A 20766-nucleotide genomic window follows, 5' to 3' on the forward strand; every position below is an offset into this window, starting at 1 on the left:
TCATGCAGATCTATTCACAGCTTGCGCCGCTTGCGCTGGGCGGTGCCCACGGCTCTGCTGTGGCAATGGGCTTTTTTGACGGCATCCACATCGGCCACCGCGCGGTCATCAATGGCGCAGTGGAGTGGGCCAGGGCCCACGGCGCGGCACCGGCGGTGTTTACCTTCCGCCTGCCCACCGAAAACAAGATGAAGGGCAAGCGCCTGCTCTCCACTGAGGACAAGCACGCCCTCATCGCCAGCCTCGGCGTGGAGCACTATCTCTGCCCCGATTTCGAGGAGATCAAGGCCATGACGGCGGAGCAGTTCGTGCTGGGCATCATCCGGGACTGCAACGCCCGGGCGCTGTTCTGCGGCGAGAACTTCACCTTCGGTGCCAGGGCGGCAGGCACACCGGAGCTGCTGCGTCAGCTCTGCGAGCCGCTGGGCGTGGAGGTAGTCGTCCTGCCGATGGCACAGTTTGAGGAGAAGCCTGTTTCCTCCACCCGCATCCGCACCGCGCTGGAAGGTGGTGACATCCCGGCGGCCAATGCCATGCTGGGGATGCCCTACGCCATCCGCTTCACGGTGCATCACGGGGCGGGCCTTGGCCGGACGCTGGGCGTGCCGACCATCAACCAGCTCTACCCGCAGGGCTTCCAGCTGCCCCGGTACGGCATCTATATCACCCGCACCAGAATAGGAGACCGGTGGTACCCCTCGGCCACCGGCCTTGGCACCCGGCCCACCGTCAACAGCGACGAGAGCAAGGTGACCTGCGAGACCTTCATCCCGGGCTTTACCGGCGACCTTTACGGCACCGACCCGGTGGTGGAGTTCCACGCCTACCTCAGCCCCAGCAAAAAGTTCGACACGTTGGATGAGCTGCGCGAGTGCATCGACCACGCAGCCCAGCGCGCGCAGGAATACTTTGCGGAGTGAACTTTATGAAAAAACAAAACAGAAATGGTGCCTGCGCATCCTGGTCTGGCTGATGGCGCTGATGGTCTTTCTGGGGGTGGCAGACTCCTGCCGTGTTCAGGAAGACCACCACCGCACACTGGTGCAGGGCAGTCTGCAGGAACTGAACGACAGCTGGACGCTGGAAACAGACCAGCAGGCCGTGTATGACATTCCGGAAAGCATGGGGGAAAGCCTGATGCTGAGCATCCGCAGCACGAAGCAGAAGTTCAGCCTCGGGCTGCGGGCGGCGGACGGTCAGGAGACGGTGTTCTATACCTACGACCCGGACAGCGGCCCGGCAGAGATGCGGCTCTTTGCTGCTCTGCCGGAGGGCGCGGCCGGAAAGACGCTGGTGCTCCACTGTGCGGAGCCGTCGGCCCTCAGCGTGATGCTGAGCAGCGAGTCGGTGCTGGCCACCCAGACGAAACTGAGCAGCTATTATTTCAGGCGCAGCCTTTACGCGCTGGTGTTCTTCCTGCTCTGCGTCCTCTGCGCCGTGGAGCTTGGCGTTCTGATGGTGACGATGCGCAGCATCTTCACTCCGGAGGTCTGCCATCAGACCCGGGTGATGATCGGGCTGATGCTGGACGTCGGCATCTGGGCGCTGACCGATTCCGAGCTGCTGGCACTGGTGACGGACAGGGCGAATCTCGTCGTGTTCGTCTCACTGGTCACCTTCAGCCTCACAGCGCCTTTCGTGCTGGAATTCATCCGCTGCACCGTAAAGAATGATGGCTGGCTCATCCGCCTCCCGCAGATGGCTGCGCTGGTACTGCTGGCAGCAGACGCTGCGGGTTGGCTGCTGGCCGGACAGCCCATGTTGTGGCTGCTCATGCCCATTCATATCACCGTCATTGCCAGCATTCTGGCAGCATTCCATACCCTCATGGTCTCCTATAAAAAGAACCACAGCGGCGAGGTGAGGAACATCCTGCTGGCTTTCGGCGCGCTGGCAGCGGGTACTCTGCTTGCGCTGGCGACCTTCTACAGCGGCTACCGGGATCGGACTTACGCCGTGTGCTACTGCGCCGGTCTGCTGGGATTTCTGGTGATGCTGGGCCGCATCGTGCTCCACCGCATCCGGCAGGCCAGCGACGAACAGGCCCAGCTGGAAAACTACAAAAATCTGGCCTACGTCGACTCGCTGACCGGGCTTTTCAACTATACGGCCTTCAAGTATATGAAGTCCCGCTGGCCCGAGCGCACGGACTGGACCTACATCGTTATGGACATCAACTGGCTCAAGCAGACCAACGACCAATACGGCCACCGTGCCGGTGACGAACTGCTCTGCTGTGCGGCCCGCTGCATCCGGGAGGCCTTTTACCGGGCCGAGGACTGCTTCCGCATCGGCGGCGACGAGTTCGCGGTCATTGCGGCTGCGACGGATGAGGAGGCTGTGAAGGCAGCAGTCGAAACGCTCCGGCGGCTGTGCGCGGAGTGGGATGCGAAGGAAGAGTATCCCGTCTCCATCGCAGTGGGCTATGCCATGCAGGCAGGCCGCATCATGACGGCGGACGAGCTGTTCATGGAGGCTGACGCTGCGATGTACCGGAACAAAGCCGAAATCAAAAAGGCTGTGGGCGGCATCAGCCGCTGAATAAAACAAGAACGCACTTCACCGATGAAAGTGATCGGTGAGATGCGTTTTTGCTTCGTCAGAAAGAGAAACCGGAAAAATAGAGGTGCTCCACCGTTTCCTTTTCGGCGGCGGAGAGGGACGTGTCTGCGGCCATGGCGGCACGGATACTTTCCTGGGTATCCGGGTAGGAGTTGAGGGTGATGCAGACTGTTTCGCTGTCGGCATCGAAGTGGAGGGCGTCACGGTCTTGCGGCGTCCAGACGTCCCAGCCCGGGGAGCCGCTGGTCATGAAGCCGGCAAGCGCCTGCTTCAGCTGGACTGAAAGGGCCTGCGCACCTGCCGAAGACAAATCAGCACAGGCAGAATAGCTGCTTTCGGACGAGAACAGCGCCAGCGGCAGACCGTGGAAGGAGCCGAGGCCCGGGATAGTCGTCTGACTGTCGGCTCCGCCGTAGTCGATGAGGCCAAGCCAGACCGGAGCACTGCCGCCCAGCGCTTCGGCGACGGCTTCGGTGCTGCTCCAGCGGCAGAGGGCTGAGCCGTATTTTACGGCATAGGCCCGGGCCGCGCTGGAAGCGGGCCGCAGGTCGTCCCGGACAAAGCCGCTGAATTCGGAGGCGCTGCTGAGCAGCAGGAGGGGGACAGCACTCCGGGCGTCCCGGGAGAGCACCACATCGTCTGCGTAGAGGATGGCTGGTTTGCCGAGGGCCGCAATGCGGGCCGGTTCGAGGCCGCAGAGCCATTCCCGGACGTCCGCCCCCGGCGTCAGCAGCCATTCGGCGGCGGAAGCCGTGTCAGCGAACCGCCCGTCTTCCACGGCCAGCGGTGCGAAATTTTCAGCCAGCTTCTGGGCGGCGGCGTCCGGGTCGGCGAGGGACAGCCCGCCGGAGATGGCGACGGCTTTTTGAAAGCGTTCGCGGAAGAGCGGGCTGCCCGCAAGGGCCGCTGCCATCTGCCCGCCGTCAGAGAAGCCGCAGAGGGTGATGTTGTCGGCGTCGCCGCCGAAGCGGTGGATATTTTCCTTCACCCAGTCCAGCGCCCGGGCGATGTCCAGCAGGGCAAAGTTTCCGGCGGCGTCGGAGCCGAAAGTAAGAGCGGGCAGGCAGTTCCACCCGAACAGCCCCAGCCGGTAGTTGAGCGCGACAAAGACGCAGCCCGCGTCCCGCACGAGTTCGCTGCCGGGCAGCTCGAGAGATGAGCCTGTGGCGGCGCTGCCGTGCAGATAGACGAGGACGGGCCGCTTTTTGGCCTCGGCGGAAGAATAAATGTCCAGTGTCAGGCAGTCCTCGGTGCCGAGGGGGAAGGTGGTGTACTGGTAGGCCGCCGGAGCGGGGCTGGTGCAGTCCCGCACAGTGAGCCAGCGGGCGGGCTCCTGCGGCGCTGTCCAGCGGCTTTCGCCCGTGGGCGCGGCACCGTAGGGGATGCCGTACCAGCAGAGCTGACCGTTTTCGCCCTCTCGGCCCTTCACCGGGCCGTACTGGGTCTGGCAGAGAGCAGAGACAGGGGAGAACAGGCCGTTTTCGTTTTCAGAAAAAGCTGCATCAGCCGAGAGGAGCGGGCTGGTGAGGGCCGCTGCGGCGGCTGCGCTTCCTTTGAGGAAGCTGCGGCGGGAAAAGCAATGTGTCATTTGATCTACCTCTTTATTACAATAGACAGATTATAACATGATTTGACAGGAAAACAACATCCTCATTTTTGCGGATCTGTAAAAATTTTTCTTGCTTTTTACGTTGGTTTCTGTTATACTAGCCCTGTTACCGCGATACGGGGCTGGGAGTATGCCCACTCGGGAGTACCGTTTTCCCGCTGCTGTGTCGCTGGCAAATAAAAATTTTATAAAGAGGTACTGTTACTATGAACAAGCAGGAAGTTATGGCCAAAGTCGCTCTGACCGAGAAGGACACTGGCTCTCCCGAAGTCCAGGTCGCTCTGCTGACCGCTCACATCAACGAGCTGAACGAGCACCTGAAGAAGAACCCTAACGATCACCACAGCCGCCGTGGTCTGATGAAAATGGTTGGCCGCCGCCGCAATCTGCTGGCCTACCTCCAGAAGAAGGACATCGAGCGTTACCGTGCTCTGATCGCAACTCTGGGTCTGCGTAAGTAATAGAAAACAGAGGGCAGGTACCGCAAATGGTGCCTGCCCTTTGCTCTTTTATGTTGGATTTTCCCTTGTATCCCAGGCACTGGAACAAATAGGCCGCTGCTGCGTGTTGCAGCAGTAAATCGAACGCCTGTGTGAAGCGGCACGGACGCTGGATTTATTGCTATGATGCGCGGCGGGCAGCCTTTTGGAATATCAAACGGACATAAGGAGGCAAACCAAATGGCAATCGAATTTGGTTCCCGCAAAGAAAACTTTGACAACTTCAAAGTTTACGAGACTACGCTGGCAGGCCGCCCCTTCAAGGTGGAGATGGGCAAGATGTGCGGCTTGTCCAACGCAAGCGCCCTCATCCGCTACGGCGAGACCTGCGTGATGTGCAACGTGGTCATGAGCCCCAAGCCCCGCGAGGGCGTCGATTTCTTCCCCCTGAACGTGGAGTACGAGGAAAAGCTCTACGCCGCAGGCCGCATCCCCGGCAGCTTCATGCGCCGTGAGGGCCGCCCCGGCGAGCGCGCCATCCTGACCAGCCGCGTCGTGGACCGTCCCATGCGCCCGCTGTTCCCGAAGGAGATGCGCAACGACGTCTGCATCACCATGACCGTCATGAGCCTTGACCCCGACTGCAGCCCTGAGATCGCCGGCATGATCGGCGCTTCTCTGGTCACCGCTGTGTCCGAGATCCCCTGGAACGGCCCCATCGGCGGCGTGCAGGTGGGTCTGGTGGACGGCGAGATCGTCCTGAACCCCACTCAGGAGCAGCGCAAGAAGAGCGACCTGGCCCTGACCGTCGCCGCCACCATGGACAAGATCGTCATGATCGAGGCCGGTGCCAATGAGGTCGATGAGGACACCATGCTGAACGCCATCAAGGCCGCTCACGTGGAGATCAAGAAGATCATCACCTTCATCAACAGCATCGTGGCCGAGCGCGGCAAGCCGAAGATCGATTTCCAGGTCGTGGGCCTCGATATGGACGTGTTCCACGCCATCAAGGAGAAGTATCTCGACGACTTCAAGGCCGCTATGGATACCGACGACAAGAATGTGCGTGATGCCGCCCTGCTGCCCATCATGGACAAGATCGCTGAGGAGTACCCCGACCTGACCGAGGCCGACCTCGACCTCGTCAGCTACAAGATGCAGAAGTACGTCGTCCGCCGCTGGCTGCTGGACGAGGGCAAGCGCGTGGATGGCCGCGGCATCAACGAGATCCGCCCGCTGGCTGCAGAAGTCGGCATCCTGCCCCGTGTGCATGGCTCCGGTATGTTCACCCGCGGCCAGACTCAGGTGCTCACCACCTGCACCCTCGGCGGCACCAAGGACAACCAGCTCATGGATGACCTGACCGACGAGCAGACCAAGCGCTACATCCATCACTACAATTTCCCGCCGTACTCCGTCGGCGAGGCCCGCGCACCCCGCAGCCCCGGCCGCCGCGAGATCGGCCACGGCGCACTGGCTGAGCGCGCTCTCGTGCCTGTGCTGCCCTCTCTGGAAGAGTTCCCCTACACCATCCGCTGCGTGTCTGAGGTCCTCTCTTCCAACGGCTCCACCTCTCAGGCTTCCATCTGCGGCTCCACGCTGGCTCTGATGGACGCAGGCGTCCCCATCAAGGCTCCCGTCGCCGGTATCTCCTGCGGCCTTATCACTGAGGGCGACCGCTGGATGACCATGCTGGACATTCAGGGCGTCGAGGACTTCCACGGCGATATGGACTTCAAGGTGGGCGGCACCCGCAAGGGCATCACCGCCATCCAGATGGATATTAAGATCGACGGCTTGACCTACGACATCATCGCCGAGGCCTTCGAGAAGTGCCGCAGGGGCCGTCTGTACATCCTCGATGAGATCATCAAGCCCGTCATCGCAGAGCCCCGCCACGAGCTGAGCCGCTGGGCCCCCAAGATGTTCAGCATGATGATCCCCACCGATAAGATCAAGGACGTCATCGGCAAGGGCGGCAAGGTCATTCAGGACATCTGCGCCACCTGCAACTGCAAGATCGACGTGCAGGAGGACGGCCACGTCTTCGTCTCCGCTGTGGACCAGGAGGACGCAAAGCGCGCCATCTTCACCATCAGGACCATCGTGGAAGACCCCGAGATCGGTGCTATCTACAAGGGCAAGGTCACCCGTCTGATGAACTTCGGTGCCTTCGTTGAGATCGCTCCGGGCAAGGAGGGCCTCGTCCACATCTCCAAGCTGGACACCAAGCGTGTCGAGCGCGTGGAAGATGTTGTTGCTGTGGGTGATGCCATCGTCGTCAAGGTGACGGACATCGACCAGCAGGGCCGCATCAACCTGAGCCGCCGCGACGCCATTCTGGCTCTCGAAGCCAAGAAGGCACAGCAGGAGCAGGGCTAATAGATAGCTTCTGAATATGCCCCCGTGCGTACAGCGCGGGGGCATATTTTGTCTCATGGGCAAAGGATCTTCAATTCCCTACTGAAAAAGTTTGTTTTAGGGGGTTGACAAATCCCGTCGAGGCGAGTACAATAAACGCAATATCACTAAAATGGCTGTGAAGAGAAGAGTAAGCTTTCGCATGAGCCTTACCAGAGAGCCCGGCAGGTGGAAAAGGGCAGGAAACAGGGAGCCGAAAATGGTCTCGGAGCTGCGCGGACGAAGAGCAAGAGCACTAGTCCACGACGGGTGCGCCCGTTAAAGCGTCCGGCTGTAAGCAGAAAAAATTCTGCCGCAGTTTTGAGGCAGTGTCCGCGAGGATGCTGTGAACCAAGGTGGTACCACGGAAGTTTCAGGCCTCCGTCCTTGTGCAGCGCATGGCTGGCAGGGACGGAGGCTTTTTTGATGCTTCCGTTCAAGGCGGGCGCAGACTGTGCCGCGCCGCCGCTGTACATTATATCCAATAATAGAGAGGGAAAAAACTATGATTACTCGTCGTGATTTTCTGAAAGTTACCGGTGTCGCAGCCGCTGCTGCTGCCCTGACCGCCTGCGGCGGCTCTTCTTCCACCGCAAGCTCTGCTGCTTCCAGCACTGCCGCTTCTTCTGAGGCTGCTTCCGCTGTGGCAAAGCTGGACAAGGTGAAGGTCGCTGTCCCCAACGACACCACCAACGAGGCCCGCGCTCTGACCCTGCTGGAGAAGAACGGCTTCTTCAAGCTGAAGGCTGACGCCGGCCTGACCGCCACCAAGAATGACATCGAGGAGAACCCCCTGAATGTCACCGTCGATGAGGTCGAGGCTGCTCAGGTCCCCAACGTCCTGCAGGATGAGGACTACGCTGTCATCAACTCCAACTACGCCATCTCCGCTGGTCTGGACCCCATGACCGACGCTCTGGCAATGGAGGACGGCTCTTCTGCTTACGTCAATGTTCTGGTCTGCAAGGAGGGCAACGAGAACGAGCCCAAGATCAAGGCCCTCGTCGCCGCTCTGCAGAGCCAGCAGGTCAAGGACTTCATGGATGAGAACTACAAGGGCGCTGTCGTCTCCGTCGTCGAGACCCCGACCGATGGCTATGACGCTTCCATCGACTACGATGCACTGAACGGCGAGACCGTCAGCTGTGCTGCTACTCCCGCTCCCCACTGCGAGGTCCTGGAGGTCTGCAAGGACATTCTGGCCGCTAAGGGCATCACTCTGGACATCCAGGAGTACGACGACTATGTGATCCCCAACACCATCGTCGAGGACGGCCAGTGCGACACCAACTACTTCCAGCATCAGCCGTATCTGGACAACTTCAACGAGGAGAAGGGTACCCATCTGGTGACCGTCGCCGGCATCCACGTCGAGCCCATGGGCATCTACGGCGGCAAGCAGGACAGCCTGGCACCCATCGAGGGTTGAGCTTTACCAACTAAGGAGTAAATCGTGATCGAGATCAAACACCTTTCCAAGACCTTCCAGATGAAGGACGGCGCGGTGAATGCGCTGAAGAACATCGACCTGACCATCCCCGATGGCTCCATCTACGGCATCATCGGTATGTCGGGCGCGGGCAAATCCACGCTGGTGCGCTGCATCAACCTGTTGGAGCGCCCCACCGAGGGCAGTGTCGTCATCGACGGCACCGCGATGGAGACCCTGTCCCCCGCAGCCCTGCGTGAGCGCCGCCGCGACATCACCATGATCTTCCAGCAGTTCAATCTGCTGATGCAGCGCAGCTGCCTGAAGAACATCTGCTTCCCGATGGAGCTTGCGGGCGTGAAGAAGGCCGATGCCGAAAAGCGCGCCAGGGAGCTGCTGGAAATGGTGGGCCTGCCCGATAAGGCAAATGCCTACCCGGCCCAGCTCTCCGGCGGCCAGAAGCAGCGCATCGCCATTGCCCGTGCGCTGGCCACCAACCCCAAAGTCCTGCTCTGCGATGAGGCCACCAGTGCGCTGGACCCCAACACGACCCACGCCATCCTGACCCTCATCAAGGACATCAACAAGAAGCTGGGCATCACCGTGGTGGTCATCACCCACCAGATGAGCGTCGTGGAAGAGATCTGCGACTCCGTCGCCATTCTGGACGGCGGCGTGGTCGTGGAGCAGGGTGAGGTGCGCGAGATCTTCGCGAATCCCAAGACGGCTGCGGCCAGACGCCTCGTCGCCCCCAACGGCGGCAGCGCAGCCCGCGACCTCTCGAGCTTTGCGCCCGACGATCACGTGGTCCGTGTTACGTTCAATGGTTCGTCCGCCGCAAAGCCGCTGGTGGCGAGCCTCGCTGCGGAGAAGGGCATCCTCGTGTCTGTGCTCAGCGCCGACACCCGCGATCTGAGCGGCCAGTGCTACGGCTCCATGCTGCTCAAACTTCCCCGCGATACCGAACAGGCAAAGCAGGCTGCGGCCTATATGCGCAGCCAGAATGGTGTGACCGTTGAGGAGGTGACCGGAGAATGAGCTTTGCAGATTATGGCTTCGCCATTTGGGAGACGTTCTACGTGACCGTCCTCTCCACGGCATTTTCTCTGGTTCTGGGCCTGCCGCTGGGCGTTCTGCTGGTGGCTGGTGATAAGGACGGCGTCCTGCCCCTGCCGGGCTGGCTGATGCACATTCTGAACATCGTCATCAACATTCTGCGCAGCGTGCCGTTCCTGATTTTGATGATCTGCGTCTTCCCGCTGACCCGTGCCATTGTGGGCACCACCGTCGGCACCAAGGCCACCATCGTTCCGCTGGTGGTCGCGGCCTTCCCCTTCGTGGCCCGTCTGGTGGAGACCAGTCTGCGTGAGCTGGACGAGGGCGTCGTGGAAGCTGCCCAGAGCATGGGCGCGACTCCCTTCCAGATCATCACCAAGGTCATGATCCCCGAGTGTCTGCCCGGCCTCATTTCCAGCATGACCACTGCCCTGACTACCATCCTCGGCTACTCGGCCATGTCCGGCGTCATCGGCGGCGGCGGTCTGGGCAAGATCGCTCTGTCCTACGGCTACTACCGCTACCAGACTAACATCATGATCGTCTGCGTCGTGCTGCTGGTGCTCATGGTGCAGGTGTTCCAGACCGTCGGCACCTTCTGGGCGACCAGGAGTGATAAGCGGCTGAGAAAGTAAGTTTCTGCTTCCTGCAGGGAATAAAATTTAACGAATCGATTCCCCGCAGGAGGCTCATGCTCCTGCGGGGAATTGTGCTATACAGACAAACCCAGTAAAGGAGTATGTTGCAATGAACCGTGATACCATCTGCGTGCAGGGCGGCTACACCCCCGGCAACGGCGAACCCCGCCAGATCCCCATCATCCAGTCCACTACGTTCAAGTACGCTACCAGCGAGGACATGGGCAAGCTGTTCGACCTCGAGGCCGACGGCTACTTCTACTCCCGCCTGCAGAACCCCACCTGCGATATGGTGGCGAAAAAGATCTGCGAGCTGGAAGGCGGCACCGCCGCCATGCTGACGTCCAGCGGTCAGGCGGCCAACTTCTTTGCGCTGTTCAATATCTGCGAGGCAGGCGACCACATCGTGGCGTCCAGCACCATCTACGGCGGCACCTTCAACCTCATCTCCGTCACCATGAAGAAGATGGGCATTACCGCCACCTTCGTGGACCCGCTGTGCAGCGAGGAAGAACTGGATGCCGCCTTCCGGCCCAACACCAAGGTCGTGTTTGGTGAGACCATCGCCAACCCTGCCCTCACCGTGCTGGACATTGAAAAGTTCGCCAAGGCCGCACACGCCCACGGCGTACCGCTCATCGTGGACAACACGTTCCCCACGCCGGTCAACTGCCGCCCCTTCGAGTGGGGCGCTGACATCGTGACCCATTCCACCACCAAGTACATGGACGGCCATGGCGCTGTGCTGGGCGGTGCTATCGTGGACGGCGGCAAGTTCGACTGGATGGCCCACGCCGAGAAGTTCCCCGGCCTGTGTACTCCCGATGAGAGCTATCATGGCATCACCTACGCGGAGCGCTTCGGCAAAGAGGGGGCTTTCATCACCAAGGCCACCGCACAGCTCATGCGCGACTTCGGCTCGATGCAGTCCCCCATGAACGCCTATATGCTGAACCTCGGTCTTGAGAGCCTCCACGTCCGGATGCAGCGCCACTGCGCCAACGGCATGGCCGTCGCAAAGTTCCTTGAGGCTCACCCGAAAGTGGCTTACGTCAACTACTGCGGCCTCGAGTCCAGCCCTTACCATGCACTGGCTGAGAAGTATCTGCCGAACGGCAGCTGCGGCGTCGTTTCCTTTGGCCTGGCCGGCGGCCGCGAAGCCGCCAGCACCTTTATGAAGGAGCTGAAGCTTGCCGCCATTGAGACCCACGTTGCCGATGCCCGCACCTGCTGCCTGAATCCGGCTTCCAGCACCCATCGCCAGATGAACGACGAGCAGCTGGCCGCTGCCGGTGTGCCTGCTGAGCTGGTGCGGATGAGCTGCGGCCTCGAGAGCAGCGAAGACCTCATCGCCGATATTGCACAGGCGCTGGATAAGATTTAAGAAACACGGTCAGCGCCATCTGCCGGTTTCGGCCCCTTCCCGTGAAAAAAGCGTCTCTGGATGCAGATAAAAACTTCCCGCTAAAACCGTCAAAAGGAGCAACGATGCTATGCCGCTGATCATCCCCAAGACTCTTCCCGCCTACGATGCCCTCTACGAGGAAAACGTCTTCGTCATGCACCGGGAACGGGCGCTCTCCCAGCACATCCGTCCGCTGGAGATCCTCATCCTGAACCTCATGCCGACCAAGATCGCCACCGAGACCCAGATCGCCCGCCTGCTGGCCAATACGCCCATTCAGGTCCACATGACCCTGCTGCAGACGGCCAGCCATGCGGCGACCCATGTCTCTGCGGCCCACCTCGAGGCGTTTTATAAGACCTTCGACGAGGTGAAGAACAACCGCTACGACGGCATGATCATCACCGGTGCGCCTGTGGAGAAAATAGACTTTGAACAGGTGGACTACTGGCAGGAGCTGTGCGAGATCATGGACTTCAGCGAGACGAACGTCTACTCCACCCTTCATGTCTGCTGGGGCGCACAGGCGGGACTTTATTATCACTATGGCATCCGCAAGCAGCTTCTCGACCAGAAGATGTTCGGCGTCTTCGAGCATAAAGTCACCCGTCCCTCAAACCCGCTGGTGCGCGGCTTTGATGAGGTGTTCTACGCCCCTCACAGCCGCCACACCGGCATCAGCCGGGAAGACGTGCTGAACTGCAAGGCCCTGCGCATCCTCGCCGAGAGCGACGAGGCCGGCCCCTTCCTGATGAGCACCGAGAATGGACGGCAGATCTTCGTCACCGGCCACCCGGAGTACGACAAGTACACACTGGACGCCGAGTACAAGCGGGATGTCGGCAAGGGCCTGCCCATCGCGGTGCCAAAGAACTATTACCCCAACGACGACCCCGAGCAGCCGCCTCTCTTCCGCTGGCGTGCTCACGCACACCTGCTGTATGAGAACTGGCTGAACTACTACGTCTACCAGAATACGCCCTACGACCTGGGTGCTATCAGCAAGGTGGAGCACGAGGAAGAATAAAATCAGCCCTCTCCGTCTGGTGAGGAGGGGGCATTTTTGCAAGGAGAATACTTATGGGAATCGAAGCAAAATGGAAGAGCCGGGGCATCCGGGTGGGCAAACTGCCCTGCGGGCCGCTGGACAAGATAAGCGATGTGCCGGGCGTGACGGTGGGCCACTGCACACTGGCGGACGGCGAGGTCCAGACCGGCGTGACCGCGCTGCTGCCCCATCAGGGCGATATTTTCCACGATAAAGTGATGGCGGCCAGCCATGTCATCAACGGCTTCGGCAAGACAACCGGCCTTGTCCAGATCGACGAGCTGGGGACGCTGGAAACGCCCATCCTCTTCACCAATACCCTCAGCGTAGGTACTGTGGAGACAGCGTTGGTGAAGTATATGCTGGATAAGAACCCCGACATCTGCGAGACTACCGGCAGCGTAAACCCGGTGGTCTGCGAGTGCAACGACAGCGGCCTCAACGACATCCGGGGCCTCCACGTCACAGAAGAAAACGTGAGGGCCGCGCTGGCCGACTGCCGCGCTGATTTCGCCGAGGGCGCTGTGGGCGCGGGCCGGGGAATGCGCTGCCACGGCCTGAAGGGCGGCATCGGCTCGGCCTCCCGTGTGGTGGAGCTGGACGGGAAACAGTACACCATCGGTGCGCTGGTGCTCTCCAACCACGCCGTCTTCGATGACCTCGTAGTGGCAGGCACCCCCATCCAGAGCCTGCTGGACGCCCACATCCCGCCCCACGAGGACAAGGGCTCCATCATCACGGTGCTGGCAACGGACATCCCCCTCAGTGAGCGCCAGCTGCGGCGGCTCTGCCACCGGGCGCTGGTGGGCCTGTCCCGCACCGGCTCTTTCTGTGGCAACGGCTCCGGCGAGATCGTCATTGCCTTCACCACCGCCAACCGGGTGCCGCACTACTCCGAAAAGGCCATCCTGCCGATGGGTATGCTCCACGACGACGCCATCAATCCGCTGTTCCGGGCGGTGGCCGAGTGCGTGGAGGAAAGTGTGCTGAGCAGTCTGCTCCATGCCGAGACGGTCACAGGCTATCATGGCCGGACGGTCAGATGTCTGAGTGATCTGCTCGACGAGAAATAAAAAAATGGGAAGCGCTTTAGTGCTTCCCATTTTTCATAGTATTATCTGCGGGGCTTCCGCGTCGGCTTTTTCTTCCGCACGCTGTAGCCGAAGGTCCCCAGCTTTTTGCCCAGAGCCAGATATTCGCCGTGGCTGTAGACGATGAGTTTGGCCTTGTCGAGGCAGAGCTTACCGTTCTCGTCCAGCAGGCTCTCGTCCACGTCGCAGGCGACTACTTCGGCGAGGAAGAGGTCGTGGCTGCCCAGCGGGATGACCTGCGTGACCTTGCACTCGAGGTTGACGGGGCTTTCTTCGAGAATGGGGCAGTCCGTCAGCACCGAGCCGGGGGCAGAATGGAGTTTGCAGGCCGCGAATTTATCGAAGTCCCGGCCGCTCCTGACGCCGCACCAGTCCACCGACTTCACCAGTGCCTCGGTGGGCAGGTTGATGGCAAACTGGCCGCTCTCCCTGATGAGGTGGTGGCTGTACCGCTCGGGGCGGACGCTGATGGATACCATGCTGGGCTGGGTGCAGATGGTGCCGGTCCAACCGATGGTGATGAGGTTGGGCTTGTCCAGCCCGCCGCAGGAGACCAGCACCGGCGGCTCCGGGTTCAGGAGGGTGCTGCCTTTCCAGCTCTGTTTGCTCATCCGTGATACTTCCTTTCGTAGGGAGCCCATGTGCGCTCGCTGATGATGTAGCGGGGGCGGGCCTTGGTCTCCATATAGATTTTGCCGACGTATTCGCCGATGACGCCCAGACACACCAGTTGGACGCCGCCCATGAAGCAGACGATGCAGATGGTGGAGGCCCAGCCCGCCACGGCGCTGCCCAGAACAGCCTGCACGATGGCCCAGATGACGCCGATGAAGCTGATGAGGCTGACCACGATGCCTGCGCCGGTGATGAGGCGGATGGGCTTGTTCGACAGGCTGGTGATGCCGTCGAAGGCGAGGGCCAGCATCTTGCTGAGGGGATAGTGGCTCTCGCCGGCCAGACGCTCGTGGCGCTCGTAGTAGACGGTGTCGCTGGGGTAGCCCACCAGCGGCACCATGCCCCGCAGGAAAATGTTCACCTCGCGGTAGTCGGCGAAGCTTTCCAGCACCCGGGTGCTGATGAGCCGGTAGTCGGCGTGGTTGAATACGATGTCTGCGCCCAGCGCGTTCATCACATGGTAGAAGCCCTCGGCGGTGAACCGCTTGAAGAAGGTGTCGGTGTCCCGGCGGCTGCGCACGCCGTAGACTACCTCGGCGCCGTCCAGATACTTTTTGACCATCTCGTCCATGGCGTTGATGTCGTCCTGACCGTCGCAGTCGATGGAGATAGTGATGTCGCAGCTGCCGCTGTGGAGCGCCTCTATCAGCCCGGCCAGCACGGCGTTCTGGTGGCCGCGGTTCCGGCTCTGGGAGATGCCGATGAAGTGCTCATCCTCAGAGGCGAACTTCTGGATGAGGGACCAGGTGGCGTCGCGGGAGCCGTCGTTGACGAAGAGCACCCGGCTCTTCTCGCTGATAAGGCCCGCTGCGGCGAGGTCGTTTATCTTTTTCAGGAACAGGGGGGCCGTGATGGGCAGCACCTGTTCTTCGTTGTAGCAGGGAATGACGATCCATAAAATCGGTTTGGACATGATGAAGTTCTCCTTCTATATAAGGCTCTCCCAAAGGGAGAGGCTGTTACAGCACCATGTGCCGCAGCGCGTCCGGTTCTAGCAGCTTGAAGCTGCTCTTATAGGTCTCGAGCAGGCCGTCCCGCTGCATCAGGCTCAGCTCCCGGGAGAGGGCGCTGCGGTCGCAGTTGAGGTAGTCGGCCAGCTGGATGCGGGAGTAGGGAATGGTGAAGGTGAGGCTGTGGTGAACCTCGGCCTCGCTGAGCAGGTAGGCGCACACCTTGGCCCGCAGGCTCTTGAGCAGCAGCAGGTCTACCCGGCGGGAGAGCAGGAAGTATTTGTCGCTGATGGTGCGCACAAGGTTCTGCAGCACCCGCTGGCGGGCCGGGTCGGCCCCGGGCAGCAGAAGCTTTTCGTAAGGCACCAGCAGCACCTCGCAGGGGGCCGAGGCCATCACCGTTACCGGGCTGGAAAGGCTCGAGCCGCCCAGCACGTCGCCGAACACACCGCCTGGCCCCATCTGGCTGATGGGCAGACGCGCCCCGCTGGCGGCGGGATGGTAGGCCTCGATGGCGCCGGAGAGCACCACGCCCACCCGGCGGTTCGACTGTCCGGCCAGTACGAGGGTCTCGCCCCGGCTGTAGGTGCGCAATACGGCCCCCACTTCGCCCAGCAGGACCCGGAGCGCTTCGGCTTCCAGCCCGGCGAACAGAGAGGTGGATTGTAACAGCGGAAGATAATTTTCCATACCCATTCCGTGAGGTTTTCCCCGGGCCCTCACCGCCCTTCTGCGATTCCGTTGCATGTGCAACGGTATTTTTTCTCTTATTATAGTAAACTTGAGGGCGTAAAGCAAATGGTTTTGCAAATTTTTTGCGGGAAAATTTCTCCCAATGAAAGTGAGGAACGAAATCCTATGAAAAAACTGACATCTCTGCTGCTGTCGCTGGTGCTGATGGTCAGCGTGCTGGCCTGCGGCGCATCGGCCAAGACGAGCACAAAAGTGCGCATCGCCGGCCTGAAAGGCCCCACCACCATGGGCCTCGTCAACCTGCTGAGCATGGAGAAGGACGGCACTGCTTCCCTCGACTATGACCTGCAGCTCTACGGCGCTGCCGATGAGATCGTGCCGAAGCTCATCAAAGGCGAACTCGACATGGCCGCTATCCCGGCCAACCTCGCCGCGAACCTCTACCAGAAGACGAACGGCGGCATCCAGGTCATGGCCGTCAACACGCTGGGCGTCCTCTACGTCGTGGAGAAGGGCAATACCGTCCACAGCTTCGCCGACCTCAAGGGCCGCACCATCCTTTCCACCGGCAAAGGCACGACGCCCGAGTACGTCCTGCGCTATCTGCTCAAGAAGAACGGCCTCGACCCCGACAAGGACGTGAAGATCGAATACTACAGCGAGGCTTCCGAGGTCACGGCCCAGATGGCCGCTGCCAGGAAGGATGCCATCGCCGTCCTGCCTCAGCCCTACGTCACCGCTGCCCAGATGAAGGACAGCGACCTCCGCGTCGTCCTCGACCTGACCAGGGAATGGAACAGGGTCTGTGACACCCAGCTCATCACCGGCGTCACCGTGGTGCGCACCGAGTACGCAAAGCAGAATCCCGACGTCATCGCAGCTTTCCTGACCGACTACCAGAAGAGCGTCAAGGCGGCGAACGAGGACATCGACGGCACCGCCGCCCTCTGTGAGGAAGTCGGCGTGGTGGCCAAGGCTGCTATCGCCAAGAAGGCCCTGCCCAAGTGCAACATCGTTTACCGCAACGGTCAGGAGATGAAGAAAGACATCTCTGCTTACCTGCAGGTGCTCTACGATGCCTCTCCCGCCGCCGTGGGCGGCAAACTGCCGGACGATAACTTCTACTACACCGAGCCGTCCGTCCTGCGCAAGGTCATGGCGGCTATCCGCAATTCCGCAAAGTAAGCTTTGAAACAAAGAAGGGGCTGCTGCACATCGTTTTAGCCGAAAGTGCAGCAGCCCCTTTCTTAGATCAGAAGGCCCGCGCCGATGCCGATGAGAGCCGGCAACAGCCAGCCAAAGCCGAGGCTGCTCAGGGGCAGAGCGTTCATCAAAGTGGAGAGGGGGCCGAAGGGCAGGGCAGCAGGGATGCTCTGGATGGCCGTGAAGAGGATACTCAGCCGCCAGACCGATGTCCGCTGGAACCGTCCGGGCAGGAACTCCACCACGATGAGGACGATGGCGATGGGGTAGATGGCGTTCAGCACCGGAACGGAAAGGCTCAGGATGTCCGCAAGGCCGATGTTCGCCAGCAGCATGCTCATCAGCGCGAAGAAGGCTGCAATGGCGGGGTAGGAAAGCTGGGGCAGAAGCTCGTGGAAGTATTCGCCTACGCTGGCGATGAGGCCGACGCAGGTGTTGAAGCAGGCGATGACGAAGATAACGGCCAGAAGCACCTGTCCCACCCGGCCAAACAGGCCGTCGGCCAGTGCCGTCAGGACGGAGGCGCCGGTGTCACTGCCGGGGAACGCGGCCCCCGAGATGCCGCCGATGTGGGTCAGCATGGCGTAGACCACCAGCAGCATCCCGCCCGCGATGAACCCGGCCCGGATGGTGCCGCGCCGGACGGCAGCTTCTTCCGTGATGCCCACCGCCTGAATGTTCAGCGCGATGACCGCGCCGAAGTTGAGCGCTGCCAGCGCGTCCATGGTTTGATAGCCGTCCAGCACGCCCTGTGCGGCGGGGAGAGCGGCGTAAGCCTCGGCAGGCGTGCCGTAGCCGGGCGAGGCCGGGCGGAGGATGCAGCCCGCGAACAGCACCACGATGAGCACCAGCAGGGCAGGGCAGAGGATGCGGCCCAGCCGCTGGGTCAGCTTTTCGGGCTTGAGGGCCACGAAGTACGCCGCAGCAAAGAACACGAGGGAGTAGATGAACTGTCCCGGTGCGCTCCGCCCCACAAGCGGCGTCAGCATCTCAAACGAGGTGCTGGCCGTGCGGGGGATCGCGAGGCAGGGACCGATGGACAGATAGACCAGCACAGCGAACACCTGTGCGAAGCGGGGATGGACCCGCCCGGCCAGCGCAGGCAGACCGCCCGCCCGGGCCACTGCGGCCACGCCCGCGATGGGCAGACCGATGGCGCTGACGGCAAAGCCCACAAAAGCGGACCAGAGCGCCGTCCCGGCCTGTGCGCCGAGGAAGGGCGGGAAGATGAGGTTGCCTGCCCCGAAGAACATCGAGAACAGGGTGAACCCCACCAGAAGGAGCTTTTTGCCCCGGAGGGCCTGAGCGGAATCGTGCATGGTCATCTCTCCCAGCTGTGCGCGGAGGCACGTAGAATAAGGATTACTTTATTCCAGTGTAGTGTTTTATGACCTTCATGTCAAGAGAAGAAAAGATGAAGGATTGTATTCTCATACATGATGTGATATTCTGAAAGCGAGAAAACGAACAGGAGCAAAGAAATACATGGATAAAACAAAAAAACGCCGCATTCAAATCTTAGCGGCGTCGGTGTTCTGGCTGGGCGTCTGGCAGGCGGCGGCTGCGGCCATCGGGCAGGAAGTCTTTCTTGTCTCGCCGGTGCAGGCCATCGGTACGCTGGTGGAGCTGCTGCCGCAGGCCGAGTTCTGGCAGCGCATCGGTTTCAGCGCCGGGCGCATCCTGTTAGGCTTCGGGCTGGGCGTTCTGTCCAGCGCGGTGCTGGCGGTAGCCGCCGAAAAGTGGGAGTGGGTGGACGCCCTTCTCGCCCCCGTGATGCAGCTGGTCAAGGCTACTCCGGTGGCGAGCTTCATCATTCTGGCGCTGGTGTGGGTCAGCGGCTCGTCGCTGTCCGTCCTTATCAGCTTTTTGATGGTGCTGCCCGTCCTCTACAGCGCAGTGCGTACCGGCATCGGGAGTGCTGACCGCCAGCTTCTCGAAATGGCGCAGGTGTTCCGTCTGCCTCTGGGGCGGCGTCTGCGGGCGGTCTGGCTCCCGGCGGTGCTGCCCGCGTTCCGGCAGGGATGCAGCGTGGCGCTGGGCATCTGCTGGAAGAGCGGCGTAGCAGCAGAGGTCATCGGACTGCCGGACGGCAGCATCGGCGACGCGCTTTACCGGGCAAAAATTACCCTTTCCACCGGGGAGCTGTTTGCCTGGACCTTCGTCATCATCCTGCTGAGCGCCGTATTCGAAAAGCTGTTCCTCGCTCTGCTGGATAAAGCGGTAGCGGCAGTTCTGGGAGAAGAGGGGGCTGAAAAATGAGTGAAACCAACAACAAACTGGAAATAAAAAATCTGTCTAAACAATTCGGAGAGAAAATCCTCTTCGAAAACCTCTCTCTTACTGTGGACGACCCGGCGGTGCTCTGGGCGCCAAGCGGCTGGGGCAAGACGACCCTGCTCCGCATCCTGATGGGGCTGGAAGCGCCCACCTCCGGCAGCGTGGAGGGCGTGGGCCGGGTCGGCGCGGTCTTTCAGGAAGACAGGCTCTGCCCCCAGCTGACCGCCGAAGAGAATGTGGCGCTGGTGCTGAACGCAGAACAGTACAAGGTCAAAATACAATACAAAGAGCAGATACGAGATGACCTTATACAATTGGGACTAGATGACGAGGCCCTTGCCCTGCCTGCCCGGAAGCTCTCCGGCGGACAGAAGCGCCGCACCGCCTTGCTGCGCGCTCTCTGGGCCGAGAGCGACACGCTTCTGTTAGATGAGCCCTTCACCGGCATGGATCCCGCCGTCATGAAAAAAGCCGCAGCCATGCTCAAGGCACGCTGCGGCACAAAGCCCACCCTGCTGGCGACCCATGATCAAGAAGCCATCCGGGAGCTGGGGTGGAAAATAATCGAACTGGGCTGAAACGAAAGGAGCCTGACCATGGAGAAAAAGACGAGCTGCCTGCTCTGCGTTCTTACCGCGCTGCTTCTCGCTGTGCTCTATCTCTGGGCCGCCCTCCGCCCGGGCGTCTGGCTGCGGGATGCCTTTTTGTATCGTCAGGCCGACGGCAGCTTTTCGGGCAAGGATGCGTATGCCGCCTACACCATGCAGGTTGCTCAGACGGAAAACGGTGCGGAAGTGGATTTCACGATGGACGGAGAAACGCGGCACTATCGGCTCGAATCGAAAGCCGAAGGCATGAGCGACCCGGGCGTAAAAATTGAGCAGGACGGAGTGGTCATTTTTACCGGGACCGCGCTGGGCGACCCCGGCGACGCCATCCTGTGGAGGGAAGACGATGGGGGCCTTGCCGACGAGGTGAACGTCATCGTCAACGGCGAATACCGGAGATCCGACCTCTGGCCCAGTTGTAACTGGCTCTATAATGTGGCCGTCGGCGGGCGGCGGGAGAGCCGGGGCAGCGTGGCGTTCCTGCTGCCGATAGGGGCGCTGGTGGTGCTCCTTGTGCTGGATGTCCGGTTCCCGCTGCTGTTCTGGAACCTCCGCCACGGGCTGGAAGTGTACGGCGGTGAGCCAACCGAATGGTATTACGCGATGCAGAGGGTGAGCCGCATTACCAGCATCATCGGTGTTTTTGTGCTGGCGGTGATGAGCTTTGCTGTTCACTGAG

Annotated in this window: 19 protein-coding genes and 1 other annotated feature; of the genes, 14 read left to right on the plus strand and 5 right to left on the minus strand. The window is 61.1% G+C overall.

The genetic code is table 11. The annotated features are described in order from the left end of the window. Window positions 1–2: 2 nt before the first annotated feature. Both ribF and AAAU26_RS01460 read left to right on the plus strand, forming a co-directional pair. Window positions 3–920 carry a riboflavin biosynthesis protein RibF gene (gene ribF / locus AAAU26_RS01455; protein ID WP_227619071.1) on the plus strand — a complete coding sequence of 306 codons (918 nt, stop codon included), beginning with the start codon at window positions 3–5 and terminating at the stop codon, window positions 918–920. Then, on the plus strand, window positions 910–2541 hold the full coding sequence (locus AAAU26_RS01460) for a GGDEF domain-containing protein (RefSeq protein WP_227619070.1): 1632 nt from the start codon (window positions 910–912) through the stop codon (window positions 2539–2541). The genes ribF and AAAU26_RS01460 overlap by 11 nt, the downstream gene beginning before the upstream one ends. A gap of 58 nt (window positions 2542–2599) precedes the next feature. Here AAAU26_RS01460 and AAAU26_RS01465 read toward each other — a convergent pair whose 3' ends face one another. After that, the gene (locus AAAU26_RS01465) at window positions 2600–4150 is read right to left on the minus strand and encodes a carboxylesterase family protein (protein WP_227619069.1); all 1551 of its coding nucleotides are present in this window, start codon (window positions 4148–4150) and stop codon (window positions 2600–2602) included. A 227-nt stretch (window positions 4151–4377) separates the two neighbouring features. Between AAAU26_RS01465 and rpsO the strand changes: the two genes are divergently transcribed. The 8 genes from rpsO to AAAU26_RS01505 all read left to right on the plus strand — a co-directional run bounded on the left by rpsO (window position 4378) and on the right by AAAU26_RS01505 (window position 13663). Beyond that, on the plus strand, window positions 4378–4632 hold the full coding sequence (rpsO, locus tag AAAU26_RS01470) for a 30S ribosomal protein S15 (protein WP_005933138.1): 255 nt from the start codon (window positions 4378–4380) through the stop codon (window positions 4630–4632). Between the two features lie 219 nt (window positions 4633–4851). After that, complete coding sequence (locus AAAU26_RS01475) at window positions 4852–6996, plus strand: polyribonucleotide nucleotidyltransferase (protein WP_227619068.1); 2145 nt, start codon at window positions 4852–4854, stop codon at window positions 6994–6996. A gap of 148 nt (window positions 6997–7144) precedes the next feature. Continuing rightward, window positions 7145–7406 (plus strand) — a binding site (T-box leader). Between the two features lie 113 nt (window positions 7407–7519). After that, window positions 7520–8443, plus strand: coding sequence for a MetQ/NlpA family ABC transporter substrate-binding protein (locus AAAU26_RS01480; RefSeq protein ID WP_227619067.1), 924 nt, complete (start codon window positions 7520–7522; stop codon window positions 8441–8443). 24 nt (window positions 8444–8467) lie between these two features. After that, complete coding sequence (locus AAAU26_RS01485) at window positions 8468–9481, plus strand: methionine ABC transporter ATP-binding protein (protein ID WP_149794869.1); 1014 nt, start codon at window positions 8468–8470, stop codon at window positions 9479–9481. Then, the gene (locus AAAU26_RS01490) at window positions 9478–10134 is read left to right on the plus strand and encodes a methionine ABC transporter permease (RefSeq protein WP_015565892.1); all 657 of its coding nucleotides are present in this window, start codon (window positions 9478–9480) and stop codon (window positions 10132–10134) included. The genes AAAU26_RS01485 and AAAU26_RS01490 overlap by 4 nt, the downstream gene beginning before the upstream one ends. 112 nt (window positions 10135–10246) lie before the next feature. Further along, window positions 10247–11521: an O-acetylhomoserine aminocarboxypropyltransferase/cysteine synthase family protein gene (locus tag AAAU26_RS01495; protein ID WP_158396389.1), complete on the plus strand. Its 1275-nt coding sequence runs from the start codon at window positions 10247–10249 to the stop codon at window positions 11519–11521. Window positions 11522–11630: 109 nt separating this feature from the next. Beyond that, on the plus strand, window positions 11631–12569 hold the full coding sequence (gene metA / locus AAAU26_RS01500) for a homoserine O-acetyltransferase MetA (protein ID WP_149794871.1): 939 nt from the start codon (window positions 11631–11633) through the stop codon (window positions 12567–12569). A 53-nt stretch (window positions 12570–12622) separates the two neighbouring features. Beyond that, window positions 12623–13663 carry a DmpA family aminopeptidase gene (locus tag AAAU26_RS01505; RefSeq protein ID WP_158403031.1) on the plus strand — a complete coding sequence of 347 codons (1041 nt, stop codon included), beginning with the start codon at window positions 12623–12625 and terminating at the stop codon, window positions 13661–13663. 41 nt (window positions 13664–13704) lie between these two features. On the opposite strand, the gene AAAU26_RS01510 is transcribed toward AAAU26_RS01505, so the two are convergent. Genes AAAU26_RS01510 through AAAU26_RS01520 form a run of 3 tightly spaced genes read right to left on the minus strand, consistent with a single transcriptional unit; the run spans window position 13705 to window position 16002 of the window. After that, window positions 13705–14292 (minus strand): flavin reductase family protein, encoded by a 588-nt coding sequence (locus AAAU26_RS01510; RefSeq protein WP_207677656.1) that lies wholly within the window; start codon window positions 14290–14292, stop codon window positions 13705–13707. Further along, window positions 14289–15269 (minus strand): glycosyltransferase family 2 protein, encoded by a 981-nt coding sequence (locus AAAU26_RS01515; protein WP_227619066.1) that lies wholly within the window; start codon window positions 15267–15269, stop codon window positions 14289–14291. The genes AAAU26_RS01510 and AAAU26_RS01515 overlap by 4 nt, the downstream gene beginning before the upstream one ends. Before the next feature lie 46 nt (window positions 15270–15315). Continuing rightward, window positions 15316–16002 (minus strand): Crp/Fnr family transcriptional regulator, encoded by a 687-nt coding sequence (locus AAAU26_RS01520; protein WP_227619065.1) that lies wholly within the window; start codon window positions 16000–16002, stop codon window positions 15316–15318. A gap of 162 nt (window positions 16003–16164) precedes the next feature. Between AAAU26_RS01520 and AAAU26_RS01525 the strand changes: the two genes are divergently transcribed. Next, entirely contained in the window at window positions 16165–17184 is a 1020-nt protein-coding gene (locus tag AAAU26_RS01525) for an ABC transporter substrate-binding protein (protein ID WP_227619064.1), read from the plus strand. A gap of 62 nt (window positions 17185–17246) precedes the next feature. Here the strand turns inward: AAAU26_RS01525 and brnQ are convergent, their stop codons facing one another. Beyond that, the gene (gene brnQ, locus AAAU26_RS01530) at window positions 17247–18521 is read right to left on the minus strand and encodes a branched-chain amino acid transport system II carrier protein (RefSeq protein ID WP_227619063.1); all 1275 of its coding nucleotides are present in this window, start codon (window positions 18519–18521) and stop codon (window positions 17247–17249) included. Window positions 18522–18687: 166 nt separating this feature from the next. Here brnQ and AAAU26_RS01535 point away from each other — a divergent pair, with 166 nt between their 5' ends. Genes AAAU26_RS01535 through AAAU26_RS01545 form a run of 3 tightly spaced genes read left to right on the plus strand, consistent with a single transcriptional unit; the run spans window position 18688 to window position 20765 of the window. Next, on the plus strand, window positions 18688–19461 hold the full coding sequence (locus tag AAAU26_RS01535) for an ABC transporter permease (protein ID WP_015565901.1): 774 nt from the start codon (window positions 18688–18690) through the stop codon (window positions 19459–19461). Next, the gene (locus AAAU26_RS01540) at window positions 19458–20057 is read left to right on the plus strand and encodes an ATP-binding cassette domain-containing protein (protein WP_227619062.1); all 600 of its coding nucleotides are present in this window, start codon (window positions 19458–19460) and stop codon (window positions 20055–20057) included. The genes AAAU26_RS01535 and AAAU26_RS01540 overlap by 4 nt, the downstream gene beginning before the upstream one ends. A gap of 18 nt (window positions 20058–20075) precedes the next feature. Beyond that, entirely contained in the window at window positions 20076–20765 is a 690-nt protein-coding gene (locus AAAU26_RS01545) for a DUF6199 family natural product biosynthesis protein (RefSeq protein ID WP_227619061.1), read from the plus strand. The last annotated feature ends 1 nt before the right edge of the window (window position 20766 follow it).

This window comes from Faecalibacterium longum (assembly GCF_040094125.1).
GTDB lineage: Bacteria > Bacillota > Clostridia > Oscillospirales > Ruminococcaceae > Faecalibacterium > Faecalibacterium longum.

Coding starts and splice junctions, on each gene's coding strand:
- rpsO (WP_005933138.1), top strand. CDS start 4,378: ATGAACAAGCAGGAAGTTATGGCCAAAGTCGCTCTGACCGAGAAGGAC.
- AAAU26_RS01540 (WP_227619062.1), top strand. CDS start 19,458: ATGAGTGAAACCAACAACAAACTGGAAATAAAAAATCTGTCTAAACAA.
- ribF (WP_227619071.1), top strand. CDS start 3: ATGCAGATCTATTCACAGCTTGCGCCGCTTGCGCTGGGCGGTGCCCAC.
- AAAU26_RS01525 (WP_227619064.1), top strand. CDS start 16,165: ATGAAAAAACTGACATCTCTGCTGCTGTCGCTGGTGCTGATGGTCAGC.
- AAAU26_RS01490 (WP_015565892.1), top strand. CDS start 9,478: ATGAGCTTTGCAGATTATGGCTTCGCCATTTGGGAGACGTTCTACGTG.
- metA (WP_149794871.1), top strand. CDS start 11,631: ATGCCGCTGATCATCCCCAAGACTCTTCCCGCCTACGATGCCCTCTAC.
- AAAU26_RS01545 (WP_227619061.1), top strand. CDS start 20,076: ATGGAGAAAAAGACGAGCTGCCTGCTCTGCGTTCTTACCGCGCTGCTT.
- AAAU26_RS01520 (WP_227619065.1), bottom strand. CDS start 16,002: ATGGGTATGGAAAATTATCTTCCGCTGTTACAATCCACCTCTCTGTTC.
- AAAU26_RS01475 (WP_227619068.1), top strand. CDS start 4,852: ATGGCAATCGAATTTGGTTCCCGCAAAGAAAACTTTGACAACTTCAAA.
- AAAU26_RS01505 (WP_158403031.1), top strand. CDS start 12,623: ATGGGAATCGAAGCAAAATGGAAGAGCCGGGGCATCCGGGTGGGCAAA.
- AAAU26_RS01510 (WP_207677656.1), bottom strand. CDS start 14,292: ATGAGCAAACAGAGCTGGAAAGGCAGCACCCTCCTGAACCCGGAGCCG.
- AAAU26_RS01465 (WP_227619069.1), bottom strand. CDS start 4,150: ATGACACATTGCTTTTCCCGCCGCAGCTTCCTCAAAGGAAGCGCAGCC.
- brnQ (WP_227619063.1), bottom strand. CDS start 18,521: ATGCACGATTCCGCTCAGGCCCTCCGGGGCAAAAAGCTCCTTCTGGTG.
- AAAU26_RS01495 (WP_158396389.1), top strand. CDS start 10,247: ATGAACCGTGATACCATCTGCGTGCAGGGCGGCTACACCCCCGGCAAC.
- AAAU26_RS01535 (WP_015565901.1), top strand. CDS start 18,688: ATGGATAAAACAAAAAAACGCCGCATTCAAATCTTAGCGGCGTCGGTG.
- AAAU26_RS01515 (WP_227619066.1), bottom strand. CDS start 15,269: ATGTCCAAACCGATTTTATGGATCGTCATTCCCTGCTACAACGAAGAA.
- AAAU26_RS01480 (WP_227619067.1), top strand. CDS start 7,520: ATGATTACTCGTCGTGATTTTCTGAAAGTTACCGGTGTCGCAGCCGCT.